General features: G+C 31.9%; 19 protein-coding genes and 1 pseudogene. 2 read left to right on the top strand and 18 right to left on the bottom strand.

All coding sequences use genetic code 11. The annotated features are described in order from the left end of the window. Positions 1–33: 33 nt before the first annotated feature. From AC2CGR_RS07880 to AC2CGR_RS07855, 6 genes are all read right to left on the bottom strand, one after another. Entirely contained in the window at positions 34–1,917 is a 1,884-nt protein-coding gene (locus AC2CGR_RS07880; RefSeq protein WP_087953687.1) for a hypothetical protein, read from the bottom strand. Then, positions 1,902–2,702 carry an ABC transporter ATP-binding protein gene (locus AC2CGR_RS07875; RefSeq protein ID WP_087965209.1) on the bottom strand — a complete coding sequence of 267 codons (801 nt, stop codon included), beginning with the start codon at positions 2,700–2,702 and terminating at the stop codon, positions 1,902–1,904. Before AC2CGR_RS07875 ends, AC2CGR_RS07880 begins: the two co-directional genes overlap by 16 nt. Before the next feature lie 117 nt (positions 2,703–2,819). Continuing rightward, the gene (locus AC2CGR_RS07870; protein WP_131102212.1) at positions 2,820–3,572 is read right to left on the bottom strand and encodes a phosphotransferase family protein; all 753 of its coding nucleotides are present in this window, start codon (positions 3,570–3,572) and stop codon (positions 2,820–2,822) included. Between the two features lie 116 nt (positions 3,573–3,688). Then, complete coding sequence (locus tag AC2CGR_RS07865; RefSeq protein ID WP_131102210.1) at positions 3,689–4,483, bottom strand: VOC family protein; 795 nt, start codon at positions 4,481–4,483, stop codon at positions 3,689–3,691. 246 nt (positions 4,484–4,729) lie between these two features. Next, on the bottom strand, positions 4,730–5,482 hold the full coding sequence (locus AC2CGR_RS07860; RefSeq protein WP_270185194.1) for a class I SAM-dependent methyltransferase: 753 nt from the start codon (positions 5,480–5,482) through the stop codon (positions 4,730–4,732). Positions 5,483–5,613: 131 nt separating this feature from the next. Further along, positions 5,614–5,952 (bottom strand): winged helix-turn-helix transcriptional regulator, encoded by a 339-nt coding sequence (locus tag AC2CGR_RS07855; RefSeq protein ID WP_048554534.1) that lies wholly within the window; start codon positions 5,950–5,952, stop codon positions 5,614–5,616. A gap of 195 nt (positions 5,953–6,147) precedes the next feature. On the opposite strand from AC2CGR_RS07855, the gene AC2CGR_RS07850 reads away from it, so the two are divergent. Continuing rightward, on the top strand, positions 6,148–6,864 hold the full coding sequence (locus tag AC2CGR_RS07850; protein WP_077316843.1) for an SDR family oxidoreductase: 717 nt from the start codon (positions 6,148–6,150) through the stop codon (positions 6,862–6,864). Positions 6,865–6,916: 52 nt separating this feature from the next. Here the strand turns inward: AC2CGR_RS07850 and AC2CGR_RS07845 are convergent. After that, positions 6,917–7,492, bottom strand: a pseudogene (locus AC2CGR_RS07845) (NUDIX hydrolase). 224 nt (positions 7,493–7,716) lie between these two features. On the opposite strand from AC2CGR_RS07845, the gene AC2CGR_RS07840 reads away from it, so the two are divergent. Further along, positions 7,717–8,943 (top strand): MFS transporter, encoded by a 1,227-nt coding sequence (locus AC2CGR_RS07840; protein WP_270185195.1) that lies wholly within the window; start codon positions 7,717–7,719, stop codon positions 8,941–8,943. A gap of 93 nt (positions 8,944–9,036) precedes the next feature. Here the strand turns inward: AC2CGR_RS07840 and AC2CGR_RS07835 are convergent, their stop codons facing one another. From AC2CGR_RS07835 to AC2CGR_RS07785, 11 genes are all read right to left on the bottom strand, one after another. After that, a complete protein-coding gene (locus tag AC2CGR_RS07835; protein WP_071716425.1) occupies positions 9,037–9,846 on the bottom strand; it encodes a MerR family transcriptional regulator in 810 nt (269 codons plus the stop codon). Between the two features lie 121 nt (positions 9,847–9,967). Next, positions 9,968–11,413 (bottom strand): serine hydrolase domain-containing protein, encoded by a 1,446-nt coding sequence (locus AC2CGR_RS07830; protein ID WP_484480709.1) that lies wholly within the window; start codon positions 11,411–11,413, stop codon positions 9,968–9,970. Further along, positions 11,394–11,924, bottom strand: coding sequence for a hypothetical protein (locus tag AC2CGR_RS07825; RefSeq protein ID WP_131102196.1), 531 nt, complete (start codon positions 11,922–11,924; stop codon positions 11,394–11,396). The genes AC2CGR_RS07830 and AC2CGR_RS07825 overlap by 20 nt, the downstream gene beginning before the upstream one ends. Beyond that, positions 11,921–12,226 carry a PadR family transcriptional regulator gene (locus AC2CGR_RS07820; protein WP_434683333.1) on the bottom strand — a complete coding sequence of 102 codons (306 nt, stop codon included), beginning with the start codon at positions 12,224–12,226 and terminating at the stop codon, positions 11,921–11,923. The genes AC2CGR_RS07825 and AC2CGR_RS07820 overlap by 4 nt, the downstream gene beginning before the upstream one ends. A gap of 432 nt (positions 12,227–12,658) precedes the next feature. Further along, positions 12,659–15,829, bottom strand: coding sequence for an ATP-binding cassette domain-containing protein (locus AC2CGR_RS07815; RefSeq protein ID WP_270185196.1), 3,171 nt, complete (start codon positions 15,827–15,829; stop codon positions 12,659–12,661). A 79-nt stretch (positions 15,830–15,908) separates the two neighbouring features. Beyond that, on the bottom strand, positions 15,909–16,388 hold the full coding sequence (locus tag AC2CGR_RS07810) for an SRPBCC family protein (protein ID WP_131102192.1): 480 nt from the start codon (positions 16,386–16,388) through the stop codon (positions 15,909–15,911). Positions 16,389–16,655: 267 nt separating this feature from the next. Then, positions 16,656–17,216, bottom strand: a complete 561-nt coding sequence (locus AC2CGR_RS07805; RefSeq protein WP_484480708.1) for a class I SAM-dependent methyltransferase — start codon at positions 17,214–17,216, stop codon at positions 16,656–16,658. A gap of 277 nt (positions 17,217–17,493) precedes the next feature. Further along, positions 17,494–20,166 carry a M4 family metallopeptidase gene (locus AC2CGR_RS07800; protein ID WP_484480707.1) on the bottom strand — a complete coding sequence of 891 codons (2,673 nt, stop codon included), beginning with the start codon at positions 20,164–20,166 and terminating at the stop codon, positions 17,494–17,496. A gap of 169 nt (positions 20,167–20,335) precedes the next feature. After that, on the bottom strand, positions 20,336–20,710 hold the full coding sequence (locus AC2CGR_RS07795) for a hypothetical protein (protein WP_087965234.1): 375 nt from the start codon (positions 20,708–20,710) through the stop codon (positions 20,336–20,338). A 108-nt stretch (positions 20,711–20,818) separates the two neighbouring features. Next, complete coding sequence (locus AC2CGR_RS07790; RefSeq protein ID WP_071716431.1) at positions 20,819–21,667, bottom strand: GNAT family N-acetyltransferase; 849 nt, start codon at positions 21,665–21,667, stop codon at positions 20,819–20,821. 102 nt (positions 21,668–21,769) lie between these two features. Then, positions 21,770–22,405: an SDR family oxidoreductase gene (locus tag AC2CGR_RS07785; RefSeq protein ID WP_087965236.1), complete on the bottom strand. Its 636-nt coding sequence runs from the start codon at positions 22,403–22,405 to the stop codon at positions 21,770–21,772. Positions 22,406–22,411 lie beyond the last annotated feature (6 nt).

Here is a 22,411-nt window from a genome sequence, read left to right as displayed (position 1 = left end):
CATCCGCTAAAAACTCGATTAATTAGGAAGGTTTTACATATCATCTTTTATTAGTTGTGATTCTTTTACGTGCTGTTTCTTAATTAATATTGCTTTATACAAAAACGTAATACCTAGTACAGCGAAAATGATACTTACAGGAATACGAGCAATATGAGGAAGGTAGCGCGGAAGAAAGAAAAGACGGACTCTTTCTTCCACATCAAACATTTCAAAGACAATCGGCACTATACTTTGGTGAACTAAGAAAAAGATTCCCATAAACACAAGAAGAACAACAACAGCAAGTTTGTTCTTCGGTAATTCACTTGCTTTATTGTAAAATTTCTTTTTGTGATTATCACTGTTAATTTTCAGCCCACTTTTCATTTCAAATAGCAACTCAGGGCCATTCCTTTCAAGTTTTGTGTAAGCGATGCGCCCAAATAGCCATGCTAAAAACACCCCCGTACAAATTCCAGTCGGTACACCTAACCATTGTATGAATTGTATATGTAATGATGTTCCTAACCATACAACTAGTAAAGCGGGTATCGTAGTTACTAGCACCATCAGCAGCATGAGCCACGTGGTTATAAACATTTTACTCGCATTCATATCGTCACCAGATATTATCGTTCCTCTTCCACGACGATGTGGATCAGTAATTGGAATTAAATTAACTACAGAAAATAAGACAATAAGGCCGACTGCCCCACCAAGTAAAGCTGGGACTACTGCAAAGACCCATGGGTAAACGAAAGTAAGTCCGCTAGTAAAAGTGAAAATTATTGTAGTTAAAATTGCTACAGGACCAATAGCTATCAACCAAGCTAATTGACGACCACGCACGTCAATCCTTTCTGCCCCAGGTGTCAGCAATGTTAACCATAATGCACTTCCATCGAAGCCATATAAATTACAAGTGAACATACTTGTAAATACAATCATAATTACCCCTGCCCAGGGTATTAAGTATGGTATATCAGCAGTTGTAACTATAATTCCATAAAATACGCCTATCCATATGCCCATCCGTAAGAATCGACCTCGTTGTGGATCATTCCCCCAACTTTTTAGCTCCTTTGTTATGATTGCTCCTATTTTAGTTTCATAAAAGATTTTAAAAACTTTTTTATAATGCTTATTAGTAATCTTCCCTTGAACTTCTTTAGAATTTCTTACTGTACTTCTAGTCAATAATGTAGTCCATATAAATAAAAGAAACCAACAAAATATTGTTATCGCACTTAAGAATACAAAAACTAATAACCAATTAGATTGAATTGCATATTCTACAGCAAGTATTGTCCAACTAGATGGAAGCATGTAAAATATTGCGGTATCATGAAATATTATTCTATTGATTACTGGAAGTGCATACCAACCCACATTTAAAAATGCAATGATGAGACCAATAAACATCGCTCCTATTTCCATACCTGCTCTTGATCTCATCGCTTCCCCCATAAGACTAATTATAACTTTCGATAACAACACCACAAAAATTAACTGTAAAATAATTGCTGGAACTGCAACTATAGTTGCATATAAGCTAATTCTGGCTGCGTAAATTAATAATCCTATAAAAGCAATAAAACTAACGATTGGTCCTAATCCTATAAAAGATACAACGAGAAGCGTTCTAGCTAATTTATAAGGATTAAGTGGAAGCAATACAAAATATTCTGTACGCAATATTCCATCTCCCCCACTAAGTATCGGACCTAACATCCATCCTACTGTCCAAATTGTGAACGTTACATATAGAATGTTTTTTGATATGGCTTGTTCCGTAGGATAAAAGGAAAAAAGAATAATGGTTCCAATTGCTAGCAATAAACCTATTAATCCTGTCATAATAAATAGAACTTTCCTGCCACCATTCATTGAATGTTTAAGTATTGATAACTTCATTTGCATTAGAACACTAACCAAGACAATTCCCCTCCTTTAACGGCGGGTTTTCCTACTAATCGAATGAAAATATCCTCTAGTTTTTCTTCACCACAAATATCCTCCATCTTTCCAGACGAAACCACTCCCCCTTTCGAAATAATCGCAACGTGATCACAAAGTTGTTCAACTAACGCCATGACATGACTTGAAAATACTACAGTACCACCCGAACTAACAAATTTCTGTAAAATCTTTTTAATAGTAACTGCACAAATGGGATCTACCGCCTCAAACGGTTCATCAAGAACGAGTAACTTTGGCGCATGAAGAAGTGCAAGTGCAAGGCCGATTTTCTTACGCATACCAGTAGAATAATTAATAACGAGAGTTCCCTCAGTATTATTTAACTCTAATATTGTAAGTAGTTCTTCTGTCCGCTTAGCAACTTCCTTGGCATTCATCCCTCTTAACAATCCCATATATGTTAATAATTCGCGACCAGTAAGTCTTTCCGGTAAAGCTAATCCATCTGGTAATACTCCAATCAGCGTTTTAGCTTGTTTTGGATTACTCCAAACATCAATCCCAAAAACTTTAGCGTTCCCTCCATCCGGCCGTAACAAACCAACAGCCATCGATAAAGATGTAGTTTTTCCTGCTCCATTAGGCCCAACAACTCCGTAAAAAGAGCCTCTTGGCACAATTAAATTAATATGATTAACTGCAATAAATTCTCCGAAACGCTTATATAGTTTCGAAATCTGTAGTGCTGGAGCAACTTGCTCAAATTCAGTATGCATTGAAATTGGTTCACCAGTTTTCATAAAATGGACTCCTTCTTTACAAATGTAATAACCGATTACAAATCTCAATAACCTTACTCATCCATTTGCATTGTTAGAACGGATATAATAAAAAATAAATTTAGGAAGAGCTTTTCTTTAATTACAATACTGCGCTACCAAATCATTTAAATATTCAATGTTTGTAGCAGTTACATTTTCAGATATTCTAGCCGCAATAATAATAGGTGCCCATTGAAAAATCTCATCTCTCGATAATCCAGTATTTCTGCAATAAATATGCAAATACTTTTCAGCTACTTCTACCGAAGATTGTGAGTACAACAAGTATGTCCGAAACAAATCTGCGCGAATGTCACCTGAACTAGCATCTACCCAGTCTATAATTTTCACATTATTATTACTCATAATTAAGTTAAACGGATGGAAATCCCCATGACATAATCTAGGCTCAAATTTGATTGAATGTAACTTATTCAATATATTTTCTTTTTGTTTTTCATCTAATTTATGTACAGATTTAATTTGACGCTCTAACTTTTCTCTCATTGATTCTATTTCATCTGACTTTACACAAATAGAATGAATCTTTTTTTGTTCATTCACACAAATATTTATGTAATAGTCTGCCTCTTTTAGATTATTAAGCAGGAGCTCACCTATACTGTCTCCTTTTACGTATTCCATAATAATTGCCTGTCTATTTTGTATCTTTGTCACTTCAAATACGTTTGGAACTGGTAGCCCACATGAATAAGCATATTTTTGTTTTTTTGCTTCATTCATAGACTCTGTATCTGGAAGATATTCTTTAAATAATTTTACAACTTTAGTCTCATAGAGGTAAATTTCCGCAGTATTCCCTTTTGCTATCGGATTTCCTAAATTCAATTTATTTCTCTCCTTACAGTAAATTAAGCTAACATCTTATACTACTCTATAAATTCAGTGTAATTAAGCTGAAACCCTTCTCCATGAAAATATAAAAAACTTACCACTTTCTATCCTTAAATAGAAAGCGGTAAGTTTAATTTACTAGGAATATCGGAAGGAAACTCTGGTGTATGCACAATCGAAAATGTATATCCCTGTTCAATAAATGATATTTCATTATTCTTACATTCAAATGGTATACTATTTTTCTTAAAGTTGATTTGGACCTGCTGTAAAAGTGCGGGATCCGGTGTTCCGAAAGAAACATGTACTTTCGGTGGTAAAGCTTTCATCGCAATCGGAATCCAAGGTCGCTGCCACCATGTTGCAACAATATATGCAGTGCCTCCAACTACAAAGTTAAAAATGTCCCCATCTTCCATCGTTTTCATATTTAGATTTGATTTCAGCCATTCCCTAAAAACAGGAACACTTTTAACAGGAAGACCAATTTCCCTTACGTATAAAATGTTTAAAGGTGACTGTGGTACTAATACCTCCTCTTTAACATAACTATGTGCGATAATTTCAAGAAGGTTTCCATCTCCGTCTTTAAAGTATAAATTGAATAGCTCGTTCTTCTCACCAATTGTATTTCCATCTTTCCATTTCACAATAAGTAACCCAGACTTTTCAAGCCATTTTGCTGTTTCATGAAATTTTGAATATGAAATTTCAAAGGCGAAGTGCGCAGGTGCAATTGGCTCATACACTTCTTGAAAACTAATTGTTGTATACGGTGTTACTTCAAATTGAATGTAGGATGCTGTTTCTTTTTTTATTGGAAAAGATAATACTTCCCTATAAACTTGTTTTACCCCTTCTATAGAAACTGTTTGTAGTTTTATATCTGATATATGTGTAATCACACTACATTCCCCCTCGTTCTTATTATCTATTCGTATTGTATTACATTTATAAATAGATAGAATCAAACGGAAGGATGGATTTTTCAAATGAAAACTATAACTTTAGTATGAATATGTTAGCTCCAAAAATCTTTTTGTTTAATACCCACCATCAATAACGGAACATTTTTAAGTTTTTCTTGCATTCTTTTTTACACAAAAAGCCGCTTTTCTATACAAGAAAAACAGCTTTTACGCTATAATACGTTATAATTTAACAGCAATAATCATAAACCTTTTTGAATTCGTGCGAATACCTTTTTCAGAGCTATTAGCATCAATAAACTTTTGTAAAATAGTAAAATCCTCTTTCTCTTCTCCAAATCTAGGAATAATAGGCGTATGTTTTAATAAGAAAATAAGATCTTCAGGCGTACTGTAATAATCAGTCACATCATATTCACGTACTTGCACGAGTTCAAATCCTGCACTAATAAGTTCACTCATATACTTTTCTTTTAATGTGCCATCTCTTTCACCTAAGCATTGTCCTCGTCCAAATGCTTCCTTAAGATTTAATTTATCATGTTCGCAAACTTGTTGCGTTAAGAAAAAAGCACCTTGTTTCATTACTTTTGCTAATTCAGATGCTATAAACGGTGCGTGACAACTAGAAGCGATATCAAAATGGGCAAGCGGAAACGTTAACGCTTCAGAATTCATTTGAAAAAACTCAACATTTTGTACACTTGATTTTTTTAAATTGGAATGTGCCGTTTCAATCATGCCATTAGAATTATCAATTCCAATTAGCAATTTAGCTGAAGATGCTATGTTAAGTACATTTTCCCCTCCACCTGTACCAACATCAAGTAAAGTGTCTGATAGTTTACATCTTTCTTTCACTTCTCCATAAAAATCCCATGTATCTCCTACAGTTTCACATTTTACTTTACTAAAATCCCAGCCATTTACTCTTCCTACTTTATCATAAAAGCTTTTGTACTCTAATTCATTCACCTTATACCCCCCTTTGTAAAAACGAATTAAATATGTATAATAACCTGCAACACTATTTAATTATATATTATAAAATAAAAATTATTAAAACAATATTTCACTTCACACTACATTAAGTTTACATAATAATTTTATAGTTTATCTTTATCGATATATTCTAAATGCGCTCTTCCCCAACTGCACATACTATCCAAAACTGTACTCACTGTTTTTCCATGTTCAGTTAAGCTATATTCTACTTTAGGTGGTATTTCTTGATAAATTTCACGTTTTATTAGTTGATCTTGCTCTAATTCACGTAATTGCTTCGCTAATGTCCCCTGAGATATATCGGGTATTAATCGCTTTAATTCACCAAATCGTTTCGTTCCATCTGTTAGCAAAATAAATAAAATGAGTGGCTTCCATTTTCCACCGATTATTTGTAATGTTGCTATTACCCCTTTTAACTTCGGTTCTTGTAAATCCATTTTCTCACCTCTCCTCAGATAGCATAAAACATATTTAGCTATTTTTCATATTACTTATCCACATAAATAGCGATTAGTACGAAATTTGTGACTATGTACATATAAAGTGCGTACTTTTCACTTGCTATCTTTTAGCGAATAATAAAAGGCATAACAGTTTTATTTTAAAGTTTTTATTAAGGGAGTGGCTTAAATATGTCTATAACTACATTAAAAGGTAGCCGTATCGTTATCATTGGTGGGAGTTCTGGTATTGGATTTGCAACAGCAGAACAAGCAATTGAACAAGGAGCACATGTTATTATTGCAGGGCGTTCGAAAGAAAAATTAATGGTCGCTCAAGAAGTAATAAATAACAATCATCTTCAAACTTATGTACTCGATAATCAGGATACAAACCAATTACAAGGTTTTTTCAAAAAGGTTGGGAATTTTGATCATTTGTTCACACCAGGAGCTTCTTACACACTTGGACCAATAACCGCTACAAATGATATTGCTGAAAGCAGCTTCATTGGAAAGTTTTGGCCACAATATTATGCCGTAAAATATGCAATTCCTTTTCTTTCAAACTCTGGATCGATCGTGTTAATGTCCGGTGCATTTAGTCAACGGCCACTTAAAGGGGCACCTGCTTACGGAGCTTGTAATGGTGCTATTGAAAGTTTAGGGAAAGCTTTAGCTGTTGAATTAGCTCCAATTCGAGTTAATGTTGTCTCTCCTGGAACGATACGGAGGGAACACGAACAAAACGAAAATAGACTAACTGCTTATGAAGCTTATAAATCTCTTTCTCTTGTAAAAAGGCCTGGGCATAATGATGAAATTGCACATACTGTTCTATATTTAATGCAAAATAGTTTTACTACAGGCAATGTATTGTTTCCTGATGGAGGGTACACCTATCATTAATTATTAAAAATTGAATGCCTCCTTGTATTAACTAGTATAAAGGAGGCTATTATTAATTTAGAAAGTGATATAGTAATATAGGATCTTCTTTTAAAAGTTCTGCTAAAAATAATAGTTGTGGAAAAGGTTGTAAGATTAAATTTTTATTCATTTTTTCTTTTAAAATAGCATTCCCGCCTTGATTGATATAATCATTTAATGTTATTTTCCCCGTCCAAATTAATTCAATATCATTCAATGAAAGTAATAGTAGTCCTTTTGTTTCAGAAGATGGTTTAGGTAGCATCTTTGAATAGGCAACATACATGATTGATAAACTTTCATCTGGGCTATCAATAATTAATATTGGATTGACTTTATTTTCTACTTTTATTTTCTTTGATTGTGCATTCCAATACTCTTTATAATATGTAGTTGGTGAATTCAATATAGTAATATCAATAGAAGCTTCTTCTTTCACTTCTCTTTTAGCAGTTTCTACTGCTGTTTCATCCGCTTCTTTATGTCCTCCAAGTCTTACTACACCTAATGTATCCCCTTAACTCGTTGGTCCCACTTGAAAAACAAATGAATTCTTATACATTACATATGCACCAGATGTTCGTACATTCTTATCTATATATATCAATATTTCCCCTCCTAAATTAACTATCTCACAAACTAGTTTACTATAATTTTGTTATGTTCTTAAATAACCTTCAATCAAAAAACTACCTTCATTTTATTTCCTCCTTAAAATTTAAAAATACATCTAAAAAGTAGGATTCACAAAAGAATCATAGAATTCTATACATAACAAATATTGGACGGATTATTTTCAAATTCCTCTATAATAAAGGTGGTTCAAGCAGTGTGAAATTTATACAAGAACGAAGGTTTACCATAAAGACAACTTTTTCTAAAGAATACAAGATTTTTATTTTGGGTTTACTCATTTCACGAATTGGGGATTCACTATATACTTTTGCGTTACCTTGGATTGCCTATCAATTAACCGGTTCAGCTGTAATTATGAGTTCTTTATTTGCTATTAACGTATTACCAATCGTTTTATTTGGACCTTTAGTTGGTGTAATGATTGATCGATACGATCGAAAAAAATTGCTTTGGATAGTGGATATTACCAATATTATTTTAGTAAGTTTCGTACCAATTCTACATACATTGCATCTATTAGAAGTCTGGCATTTATACGTAATTACTTTTATCCTAGCAGTTATGTCCATGCTTTTTGATGTAACAACTATTACAGTCATTCCACACATCGCGGGTGCATCATTAACGAAGGCTAATTCTTTATATCAAATGGTCAATCAATTGGCTAGTTTGTTTGGCCCAATGATAGCCGGAGTTTTCATTTCATTTATTGGTGGGTTTCATGTACTTTGGATTAATGTTCTTTCTTTTATTGCAACATTAATTGCTGTGATGATGTTACCGTCTATCAAAAACAAAAATAAGAGAACTGAAGATAAAAATTCATTTCAAAATATATTAACAGATTTATTTGATGGATTTAAATGGCTAAAAAAGGATCAGTTAAATATATCTTTATCACTTCAAGCTATGGTAGGGAATTTTGGTGCAAGTGCTGTTTTAGGTGTACTTATGTATTATTTATTATCCACATTACATCTTACCTCTGCACAAAGTGGTTATAACTATACTTTAATTGGGATTGGAGGACTTTTAGGTAGCTTTATTGCGGTCCCTTTAGAAAAGAAATTCCGGCGTGGCCTACTTATCCCTTTACTCCTATTATTAGGTACATTTGGATTAACAATCGCTTTATGGAGTACATATTGGTTAGCTCCCGGAATTGCTTTCGGTATTGCAATGACTTGCAATATTGCATGGAATACAATTGTAGCCTCAGTCCGTCAGGAAACAGTTCCATCAAATATGCAAGGAAGAGTTTTAGGATTTTCACGTGTACTTACACGATTAGCTATGCCACTCGGGGCATTAGTAGGAGGCATTATTTCAGCCTATAATCCTGTCTTTGTATTTGCTTTAGCTGCTTTCACGAAGCTAGTTGAAGTTTTTATTGCACTATATAGTCCAATACGAAAACTATGATGGAAGGCAAGATAATTATGTATGATTGGTTAATTGCAATTACGGATAAGTTTATAAAGAAAAAAGGCATATTATAATGCCTTTTTTTTATCATCATTTAACTGGATAACAAACTTCTGTAACCCACTTATTAGGGTCTGACTCCATCGCTGGGCTCACATGATAAATATTAAACATCGGGCCTACTAATTTGTAACCTTCTGTCTCAATCCATTTTGCCGCAGCCTCATTTACAGCTGTCATCTGTTCATAACTTCCATTAACTGTTATAGAAGCTACATTAGCTGATTCCACATTTTTAAATGTAACGTCTTTTGTATTTTCGTGCTTACCTAGAATACTTAGCTGTATTTCTATATCTACATCATTTTCTTTGTATTCACGATCATGGAAAACCGCAATACTATAACTCGGATGGTCAATACTAATATTCTCCATTTGAATTTCTTGCATTAATATACTCCATAAATCACCTTCGCAATTATACGATGGAATAATCTTTCTAACACTAGCTATATTTCTTTCTGGAATTTCTTTTATTGAAACATGATAACTCATCTCAACTACATCCTCTCTCATCGTTTTCATTGAGTCTTCGAGAAGACGTAATTGTTTTTGGAGGTTATACATGTCTTCTTTAATTTGAACACTACGATTTAAAAATTGCTCCTTAATGCCATCTATATTATTGCATTCTATTATTTCTTTAATGGTAGCTATATTAAATCCCATATCTTTTAACGTTTGAATTTGATTTACTTTCTTTAATTGGGATGCTGAATAGTATCGATAACCACTTTGTTCATCAACTTTTACTGGTTGCAATAACTCTACTTTATCGTAGTGTCTCAACATACGTATACTAATGGAAGATAGTTTTGAAAAGTCCCCTATTTTAAACATGAATTCCTCCTATAAATTACATCTACTTCGAAGCTTAAATTTATCTTAAACAATGACATTATGTGAGAGTCAACTGTTTATAACACTTAAATTATATTTCTTTAATTCTTTCCCCTTATACTTACTTCCTTCTTAAGGCTATAAAAATTGACATTAGTCCGTTCACAGCAAATAAAGTTACAATAATACTTGTAAATAAAGCTACGTCTGGCGCAAATATTTTTATCGTACGCCATGGTGAACTTGTACTATAAGTAAGAAGTGGGATGAAAATAATAGATAATAGCAGGGATAGGCTCCCTATGAATAACCAAATTAGCTTTTTTACGCTTTTCATATGTTTATACTTTTTAATTAACATAATTGATATTATGAAAAGTATAAGTGTAACTAGCAACAAAACAATTTGTATTAATGGGATGTTTTTAGGGATATTAACCGGTTCATCTCCATTCAAAATACTAATAATCCCCTTTTTCAATTCTGATAGTGCGGTTTCTTCTAATACATGATTTTTATTTGTTAAAATCACACCACTCCAGCCACTTTTATTTAAAGTAAATATTTCTGCACGAGCATCGGGCGTTGATCCTGAATGCCAAATCATCGTTTCGCTTTCATTTATATTTGTTGTTCTTAATCCAAAACCATAACCTTTTTCTGAATTTATTTTATAAAGTGGTGAAAGATAAAGATCCATGTTTTCTTGCTTTAAAAATTGAGGGTTTTCTTGGTGATTCAAAAACATAATGAATTGAATCATATCTTCCAAATTCGCGGTAATATAACCATATGGTGCCCCGGCATTATCATAGGACACTATGCTTTTTCTTCGTATGCCAAACCACGATTGATAACCTGTTAAATAGCCTTTTTCATATGCAGTTTCTTTACTTGCTGCCGCACCATTCATATTTAATAGCTGAAAAACATGTTTTTCCATATATGAAGAATATGTTTCATTTGTAACTTCTTCAATAAGTGCCCCTAAAATCATATAATTCGCATTACTATATTGATACTTTTCACTTGGTAGAGCAGTTACTTTTACATTTGAAAGCTTCATTACATTTTCTTTTAATGCTGTAGAACTTTTGGATTGTTTATCTGATAATGATAAGCCCTCATATGTGCTTATTCCACTTGTATGAGTTAGTAGATGTTGGATTGTTATAGCTGAGGATTTTTGAGGATTTTTTAGTTTAAACCAAGGGAGATATCGTTGAACGGGATCCTCTAATTTTATTTTTTTATCTTCTATTAATTTCACTATAGCTAAAGCTGTTAAAGATTTACTTATTGAGCCGATTGCAAATGGCGTTTTACTAGTTACCTTTTTTTCAGATTCTCCAGTAACCCCCATTGTTTTTGTGAAGAATACTTCTTTATTATGTACAATTGCAACAGCAGCTCCTGGAATATTCTGCTCCTTTATAAACTTTTCAATATACTTATCCAATGTAACTTTAATATTTTGCTCAGCGTAAACTTTTGGAGATGTGATACATAATATTAATACATTACAAAGAATACAAATTAGAGACAGTTTATAGATCGTATTCTTCATTATACTTTAGATGCTTTCTTTTTTTATAACTTACTAAGCTACTATATACTACTACAGAGAGTGTCAAACTAGTCGTTATTAATAATGCGTTCCACCATTGATTCTCTGATATACGATATAAAATATTATAATCAAATGTAGTTTTACTATTAGTTGGATTAAATGATTCAGTTAAAAATATTGAAAATATAGTTTGCGAGATGAGGTAAGTAATAAACGCGATAAATATGCCACGTAACATAAATATGTTATATTTGTCCTTTTCATTTTGAAGTTGTTTCATTTTAACTTGTAAATCAATTTCATTTACTTCTAAAAAATCCTGAACAAATAATTGAGGTGTACCTAAATCATCTATACTATCTTCACCATGTTCACGACATTCTTGAATATGTTCTAATATTTGTCGCTTAATATTATGCCTTTCTTCTAAACTTATATCGTATTGCTTTAATTCCTTTAGTACGTCTGTTAAAAATTGCTTTTCTTTACCTATCAATCTATTCCTCATTTCAGAAGGTCTCCTTTCAAACTGCTTTTTAATAATGTTTGAATATCCGATTGCAATTCTAACCACTCATTAATTTTTTTCTCAAGACGTATTTTCCCATTTTCATTAATTTCATAATAAATCCTAACTTTACCACTGTCTGTTACTTCTTGATAAGTATTAACCCACTCTTGATTTTTCAACTTAGTTAAAATGGGATAAATACTTCCTACTCCTTTCAATTTTAAATTGTGTACTTCAAGTTCTTTCATAATCTCATAACCATAACTTTTCTTTTTCGACAAAATAGATAATACACACATTTCTAAATGACCTTTAATTAAACTCGTTCTATCCATAGGATAAATTTAACAGAAATATATACTTCATTCAAGTATATATTTCTGTTAAATTTTAAAAAATCAGACAATAAAACAAAAAGATTAATAAACAAACATACCACTTATAAACTGTTTTCACCCTTAATTATCACTTTTATAATATAATAATTACATAATATATCAATCGTTTATCCCTATTAGTTTTTTATCTCTCTCCCCTTAATACTTCTTTCCTTAATGAAAAATATTGTATGGGAGACATAAAAATACTAAAAGATCCAATTTCTTAATTTTGATATTAAGAAATTGGATTTTCTTTCATTACCTTGTATTAATCATACTGCGTTAATATATACATTATAAAGAATATATGTTTTATATAAGGTATGTTATAACACATAAACTAATAAAACTTTACTGATTACGCTCAAGACACTCATAAACCGCCATCATATCTCGTTTATCCAATTCACGAATACGATTAAAAATTGGTATTTGCGAAACAGCTTCTGTTAATAAGCTCTTATCCACAACATCACTAACTTTTCCAGTTAACCATGTTTGTACATCCACACCCTCAACAACTTCTTTTAGCCCTTCATCATTAATACCACTTGCATTACAAGTTACACATGGAATTGTTAGTTTAAACACACCATCATGCAAATTATCTTCAGTAATAACTTTCTTTCCTTTACAGAATGGACATGGATTACTTTTTTTAATTTTATTAATTTGGGTAACTAACTTTTTGTATCCAAACGCTTCGTATACATACGTAAGTTTTTTATATCTACCATTTGTGAAATACTGATCTATCATGTTTTCTCTCGTTTCATAAACATTAGGGAAATCACACACAGTTACTTGATTATTAACACTAATGGATTCAATATTTCCTTCTATTTCGTCCCAAAATGGTAAAACATTTTGTAACACCATTTCATAGTTTGAAAAGCTTGCCTGCTCTAATTCAAACATTTTCAGTGCAACTTGTGCTTTTCTTGGCAATAAAGAAATATCTTCTGTCAATCTCATATCGCCACCAACTATATACTTCAATTTATGAAGTGCAGGTAAATCACCGACTATTTCCAACACTTCATCAACTGGTTGATTGATAATTTCACGAATATCTACATTACCGAATTTAAGTGGTTTATGGTGATTTAAAACAGTCCCTTCACAAATTGGGCATGTCATCATTTCTTTAGAAGTCTTAATTTCTTCTTTAATAGCTGCTTTTGAAATAACAATATATCCACCAATGATCGTATTAAATCCTACCCATGTTCTGCGTGTCTTTCCTTTTTTATCATAAAATGATTTTTCAAAATATCCGTACCAAAACGTATGCTTTTCTTCTTCTGACATATCATTATAGCTTTTTGACAAATCGTGACCAAGCTCATTTTTAATTTCTTCGAATAGAAACTCTATTTTTTCATATTGATAAAATTTTAATACTTTCATGATTTCCGGATCAAATAAGCCATCCCAAAATGGAACATTTTTATCTTGAATTGTAATATCTTTATCGAACACTTCAATTTGAAGACGTCCAGAACAAGATGGACAATGATTGTCCTGTGAATAGAAATCAAAACTTCTCGTATCTTTATTAGTTGAATGAGCAGCTACAATATGATTAATTAGTCCACCAACCTCATATAAGAAACTATATTGACTATACAAATGTCTTTCAAGATCAATAGCAACAACAGGAGCGATTATTTCCGATTCATATTCACCATAAATTAACCTAGCCATTGATGATAAACTTTTTAAAATACCACCCTTATAAATATTTTCGGCATTTTTAAAATAGTTAATATGACCTTCTTCTAAATAATGAACGCCTTCCTTCTGCTTAAGGGCTGAAGGAATATGTATTTGTTCAGCATTATTCACACTGCCTTTTTGACGATAATAATCATCATGACTTACTATTTCAAGGTGATTGATAGCTTCAAGCTGTCTTTTCCCAAAATCTACAATATAATCAGAGCTTTCTAACATGTAACTATTATGTTCAATCATAATGATAGAGACTGATTCATCTTGCAATATTCCTCTAACACTATCTATAAATTGATTTAAAATATTTTGTGATAAACCTTTTGAAGGCTCATCAAAAATAAATAATGTATGTGGATTTCTTGTGTTTGCAAATAGCTCTGAAACTAAATGAACACATTGAAACTCACCCGTTGATAATGTTTGTGTTTTTCGTTCTAACGTTAAATAGCCAAGCCCTAATTTAATGAGTAGACTCAAGCGTTTATACGCAATATCTTCATTTGGAAGTTCATCAATAATATCCTCAATTGAGCGCTCAAAAATATCATCGATTTCTTCACTATACTTTGCTAGCTTCTTTTTAATATCTAGGAAAGTGGCTACAGTTGATCGACTTGTAATGGATTGATTTCGATCTTGTCCTACCATAACTAGTTTATCTTTTGGATATCGTTTCAAGAAATCTGTAGCTAAACATTCATTGACAAGTGTAGATTTCCCGCATCCAGACTCTCCAGTAACTGTTACAAGCCTATTTTTTGGAATCTGAAACTCCGCCATTTGGATATTACGGCAATATAATTCTTGAAATGTATAATATTCTGTTGGTACTACTTTATTTAAATCCCACAGTAGTGGTTTTGGCCTTGGTGATTCTTTCACAATTTGTCCACCATATTTTCCGCTACCAGGTCCAAAGAACAATTGCTCATCAGTTGTATCCAGTACTGTATCTGAATGATCTATAAGCCAAATTTGATTTTTACACCCTAATTGCTTAATCTCTTCTAATATTTGTAATAATGTTTCATGATCAAGTCCAACTGAAATCTCATCAATAATAATTACAGCATTTTCACTTACTGCCATGAATTCAGCCAAATATAGTCGTGTTAACTCTCCACCTGACAACGTACCCATTATTCTATTTAATGTTAAATAACCAATGTTCATATTAATTATATTTTGTAATATATGTTGCTTTGCTTCACTAATATTTAACTCTTCCGCTAGCGAAAGAATAGACTCAACACTTAAATCATTAATATTTGAAATGGTATATGGTTTAGCAAATAAATCTATAGTATGTTGTTCAATTTCTTCGCTATAACGTTTTCCCTTACATTTTTTACACTCAATATTTTTTGTAGTACCTCGGCCTTTACAACCAGTACACCAACCTAACTGGTTATTGAATGAAAAGACCTCAGGGGAAAGGTGAAATACTTCAGCAAGTTTTTCGCGAATTTCAGTGAAAACACCAGTATGTGTACCTAGCGTTGAACGTGGATTGGAAGAAATTGATGATTTCCCCAGAAAAAGTACTAATGGCATATTCTCCATCTTAATTGCACTAAAATTCGTTTCCATGATATTAGGAAATAAATATTGATATTCAGCCTTTGGTAATAAAGAAACTAATCGTTTTTTTGATTCTTCACCAATCGTTTGACAAAAAGTTGTTTTACCCGACCCTGATAAACCAGCGATTCCAAACGACTTATTAAATGGAATGTCTGTATCTAATTTATTTATGTTGTTAGCAATTAATTGATTTACCTTCATATTAACCTCTATTCTTATTTCTCATTAAAATCATATTTGCAATATAATAATTACACAATGAATATAACCTTTAAGTTGATTATCCTCTTAATTCAAGAACCTTATCTTTATATATTTCAAACCATTGTTGCCATTTATCTTTAGAAAATTCTTTTTCTTCTCCTTCTAGAACGGCAGAAAAAAGATCTAAACAAATATGCCAACCAGCCATATCTTTCGGTGTATGATCAGTTAATACATGAATGTATTCTTTGAGAAGTAAAAGGCTACCACTATCCTCTTTATGTATTTCAAATCGGACCCGATCTTTATCCCAAGTAAATTCAAGCACTGAGTTTTGTTGGCACTCTATAATATCAATATTTATAAATGAACCATCCATCATGTCGAACTTTATTACACCATTTGTTTTAAGGCTTTCAATCTGCAAATTAGACATCCATTTTTTTAACTTACTGTTTTCTGTTAAAACTGACCAAACCTCTTCAATCGTATATGCAAATTGACGTTCAAATTTTACAATATATCCATCAGTTAGTTTCCCAATTTCAGCTATCATATTGATTGCCCCCTATACAGAATGTATGTTCTCACTTCATTTTACACGAATATAAATATAAAATAAATCTTTATATCAACGAAGTATTAATTTAAAGTGAATGATGATGAAAAAATTTAAATATTTTCTAAATCAAATTTTATAATCTTTAGAATTAATTATCCTAACTGTACGTTTCCGTATTAAATATAGACTTACGCACAAATAAAAAGAGCCGCATTTGCGACTCATAAATTTATAGAATTACTCCTGTTTTTGTTGAATGATTTACCGCTTAATCGCATCAACAATTAACGATGGAAAACCAAGTTTATCCCCTTTATTTCTAGAATCATACCTTTTCGAACGGAAAATAACACCGTCGTTTGCATCCCATTCCTTGTAATAAAACTGACCATTTTCATCACAATATTCAAGTAAAACTACCTCGAATCCAGCAGTTTCAAACATTTTCGTTAATGTTTTATAGTTATGAACAATTTTATGACTTGCTGCTGGGTGATCTTTTGAGCCAGGTCCACCTATTTGAACTATATTTTGATACGCCTCATCTCTGAAAAATGCATCAGGAACCCCGCAACGAATGTGCCCTGTTGGCTTTAAAAATTCATAACAAATTCCAGCTGCTCTTACACCTTCTTCAAACGTAAGGTGTTCCCATACATGCTCCGCTAAAATTGCTGAAATAGAGTTGTATTCAAATCTTTCTTCCCACGTAGCTTTATCTAGTAAGCTAAGTTCATCTTCTTGCGTTTGAATCCAACCTGGATTATTATTAAACACACCAGCTCCGACTACTATTTTAATTTCGTCTTGTTTTATTGCCATCACTTTCACCTCGTAAACATTTTAATTTATTAATATATTCTATGTTTACTAATATCCTTCCTTCTTCAACAAATTAAGAAAAATATAATGAAAGTAATAACAACATAACGAATTAAGGAAAAAATTCAGTATCAAGAGTCCAGAACAATATCTGAATTCAAATACTAAAAATTTCTTAATGCAACAATCTAACTAACTTTATGTAATCAGTTCATGATACACAACCTTTTTATTTCTTCTAGATAATGGACTTTTTAGAAAGGAATAATCCTTACTATTATTTTTGTACCTTTCTAAATTTACGAACTAAAGTGAGTACTGTACCTGCAATAACCATCCATATCCCCATTGTTGCACTGTTAGTTGTACTGGCTCCAGTGTTGGGAAGCTCTTTATACATAGACTCTTTTTTATCGGATTTATTGTTGTTCGTTATATTACTGTTATTAGCAAGGCCATTAGCTTTTCTAGTGTCTTTATCTTTTACAAATACTTTTTGTATTGTATGTACCTCATTACCTACGGAATCTCTAACACTATATATTATTTCGAAAGTACCAGGTTTAGAGGTATCTATAGTTCCTTCATACGCGACTTTAGAAGTAAGATCACCATCCTCTTTATCCGTAACGGATATTCCTGCCATTGGATTGAATTGATCTCCTTTAGTAATTGTAGTTGTAGCAGGTACTTTTAGTATCGGTATTTCATTCTTAACTTCTTCTCTACCTTTGACCGTTACAGTTTGTTTCGCAATTCCTTCATGGCCTTTAGAGTCTGTAACTGTATACGTTAATATGTAAGTACCGGCTTTAGAGGTATCTACTTCACCATCAACTTTTACTTTAGAAGTAAGATCGCCGTCTTCTTTATCAATAGCTTTTACTTTTACCATTGGATCGAATGAATCTCCTACAGTAATTATCGCTGCAACAGGTACTGTTAGTGTAGGATTTAGATCTGATGTTTCTTCATTTCCCTCTACAATTACAGTCTGTGTTGCCGTTGCATTCCCACCTTGAGAATCAACGACAGAGTAATCCACAATGTATTTTCCTGGTTTAGAAGTATCTACTTCACCTTCATGTTCTACTCGATTTGTTAAATCACCATCTTCTTTATCAATAGCTTTTACATTGCTCATTGGGTCAAACGTATCACCTACACGTAGTGTAATTGTAAGTGGTACAGTTAACTCTGGGACTTGATTTGCCTTAGTTTTTTCGTCTTCTTTCACTGTTCCTTTAATTTTTGCTGCATCAAAAGCTTTTTGGACCGCTTCAACCTCAATTGAATTTGCTCCATATTTATTTGTTGCAACTTTAAGGCATGCTAATCTTAATTCAGAGAAATTAGAAGTCATATTCAATTCATCAGTATTTGCATAATAGAAAATATCAAACATTTTATCTTCACCAATACCATTTACAGTTACACCGTTATGAGTGCCGCCTTGTGCAATTAAATAGGCGACTTTATTAATAATACTTGAGTTAAAATGAACGCCCTCATTATCTTCTCCGTTTAAATCACTAAATTTACTATAATCATCCGGATATGGTACTCCATCAAAAAATTTGACTGAAGATGGATTTTTCATATTACGGAGAACGGATCCACTTTGTTCTCCTATTGTCCAATTAAATTCTCCATTATTTACATATTTCTCAATAGCCGTTCCCATAATATCAGATAATGCTTCATTAATTGCCCCCGATTCCCCAAAGAATTCAAGATTAGATTCGCTAGATGTAACCGCATGTGTGAATTCATGGCCCGCTATGTCAAACGCTCTAACCATTGGATCACCATATATAAGCATACTAACATTGTTAATATTAGCACTAAATGCATTCCCCCAATTTTTAGGATCATCTGTTTCTCCTGAATGCCATGCATGTACAACTGATACTACTTTTTTCCCCTTATTATCAAAACTATTACGCTTATATTTGTCTTTATAGAAATCATATACCTTTGTTGCTAAGAAATGAGCACTTACCGCCTTTGGATCATTAAACGTTGTTGAAGTGCTAGTTGCTAATATACCCGGATAATATTTTTCTTCAAAATTAATATCTCTATAATTCACATCATACGTCTCAATTCCTTGTCCTCTTGTATAATCAGCAAGTGCATATTTTCCGTTACTTTGCTCAGAAATACCCAATGAGCGAGTTATACCTAAGTCATCTTTTCCTGTTCCCGTTAATGATATGGAATTGCTTTTTTTACTCTCCTTTAAAGATTCAAGATGCTCTTCCCTTACTTTTAAACTGGATTCTTGCACCATATTTTTCAACATATCACCACTATGAGCATCCACTAAATAAGTTCCAGAAACATAGTTTGGTGTGGCAGCTGCAAATGTAACTTGATATGCATTGCTAGCCTGTCCATTATTTTCATCAACAAAAATAACTTCCCTAACTTCTGGCTCAGAAATAAATTTAATATCATTTCCGTACTTCGTATAAATATATTGTTTTGCTTCTTCTTTTGATAAATTAATAGGATTCTTTAAATCTTCTTTTTCTAAATTTTGTGCACTTTTCCCTGAAACACTTTTAATAATACCTTTTTTATCTACATGAGCAGTCAATTGGTGTCCATATACTTCTTTTCCTTCATATATTTGTTGCATACGCAAAAGTGTAGTCCCATCATATGAACCACGTTTTTGAAGAACCTTGTAATCTACCCCTTTGTCTCCACTAACTTGTTTTGGAGACAAAACATGCTCTGTCTTTTCCTTAAGTGCATCTTTCACTACACTCTCTGGCGTTTTTTTTGATGGTTTTGTAAGTTCACCTGTACGGAACGAATCCTCTTGAATATCAACTTGCATTTGATCCGTTTCCTCCGCATAACCTATCCCGTATGGTGTTATGCTTGTTAAAGCTAATCCTGTTGTTAATGCAACTATAGCTATTTCTTTTTTATTTTTCATGTTATTTCCCTCTTATGATTTCCTGAAATATGAAATTACTAAAATTTATACACTCTATTTCTAATGTAAAAAGATGACTTCTGTACTCAACAAAAGTCATCTTTTCAATATGTAATATACCTAATATATTTTTAATACATACTTTCTATATAAAACAGAAAAGCATTCGTTAACGAGCATTTTGCAATACTTTTATTAGGTCATTTATATTTTCAACCTTCTGCTGAAACTGATCAAATCTACTATGTAATAATGAAGGATTCTTATCTTCAGTTGAAATAACTTTTTTTAATTCCTGTTCTAATATATCATATGTATCAAAGAAATTATCAAATTCTACACTTACAAGTTCTTCATTTTCACGATAAAATCTTTTTGCTTCTATATAAGTCATATATGATTTATTCAAAAATCCTAATGAAATTAAATATTTAGAAGTGTTTTCTTGATAAATAGCAATATCACATGCTATTTTCATATCAGAATAAGTCTTTTGAACGAAACAATGCAATTCAAAAATCTTAAACTTTAATCCATTATTCATTTCATCCCCTCCCATCCTATCTATTCTACATAAAAAAATAATATTATACAAAGTAAAATAGCAATATAGTACAAAAATAAAAAGCGAAAGAATAATTCCTTTCGCTTTTTATAGCAGTACATACATTTCATATTGTGCTAAAGAATTCTTTTCAAATCCAATCTTCTTTAAAAATCCTTCTAGTAAATTGTTATTTGGAAATCCAATTGATAAACTTGCTAAATTCAACTCATCTCTTGCTACTTGTATTAATTTTGATCCAATACTACGATTTCTATAGTCTTTGTCTACAAAAATAAAACTAATTTTACCTTGTTCATTCGTACATATAGCACCTTTTAATTCATTATTGACATATGCGCCGTAAAATAAATTATTTGTTTTTTCAATATAGTCCATATCATTTTGCCAATTTATATGGAAGTGTAACCATTTTTGAATTTCAACTTTAAAAGCTGCAAATTCTAATTGTTTTACTTCAATTCCCTTACATTCTTTAGGTATTATTTTAGTCATATCTTTTAAATTATAATAAGATAAATCATATACTTTTTCATAGCCTAATTTATTATAAAAACGAATCGCTCGGTCATTGCCTACAATGACTTCAAGGAAAAGTTGCTTACACTCATTTTGAATTGCCTCTTCTTTATGCAGTTCAAATAACTTTTGACTCACACCAATACCGCGATACTTAGGGTGAATAGCTAATGTTCCACAACGCATTGTTTTTATACTTTCATAAATCTTAATACCACCAAGTATTACACCAACTGGCTTATCACCATCTAAAGCAAGAAACGAGTGTTCTAACGAATTCCCTTCTGCCCCAAAAAACCTTTTTACAAAATCTTCTTTTGAAACTTCCATCTTAATAATATAATCTGAAAACCCATCCTTAAAAGCCTCATACACTAAATCTATACTTACTTCACTGCATCTTTTGTATTGAATCATATAAAATTATCCCCCACTTACTCGTGTTAAACTGAACATTCAAATACATAAAATGTACTAATTTCACTCTACCCATCATTCTTTAATTTTTAATTCTATCCCTTAATTTGAAATGAACGGACATTTCCCTACATATCTCTCACTATTTATTTCTTTTATAACAAACGGTGCAATATCGCCATTTTGTATTTTGATTCCTGGCATATCTACTAAACTCTCTTTTATCTTTCCAATGCCCTTCCCTTCCATAACAAATGGTAATCTAACAATTGTCCAATCTACATCACTACCTTGAATACTTTGCAATTCTTTATATTTATCTTGCATCATCTTTGGTAAAAACAAATTAAACAAGGTAGCTCCTATTTTATTTACCATTCCCTTCTGATCTCCCGTAACATTTAAAGAACCTCCGGAAATTAGAATATATCTTTTTATTTCAAACTCCTTCATCGCTTCTAAAACATGCTTCGTTACTGTACTAAAAATGTAAGATTCATTTTTCGGTTGACCTACCGCATTAACTACAGCTTGACACCCTTTAAGTAATTCGCGTATTGAGGAAAAATCACGTGCATCCCCAATAATAGTCTCTATATTTTCATTAGTTATCGTCATATTATTAGAATTTCTCGTTAATATTTTTACTTCATATCCCTTTTCTAACGCTTCGTTTACAAGAAATCTCCCGGCTTTTCCGTTCGCACCCAAAATAGCTATTTTATTTGTGCTTTCCAATATTAA

The organism is Bacillus sp. LSHTCR4 (assembly GCF_057197025.1).
This window is presented reverse-complemented; position numbering and strand designations above follow the sequence as displayed.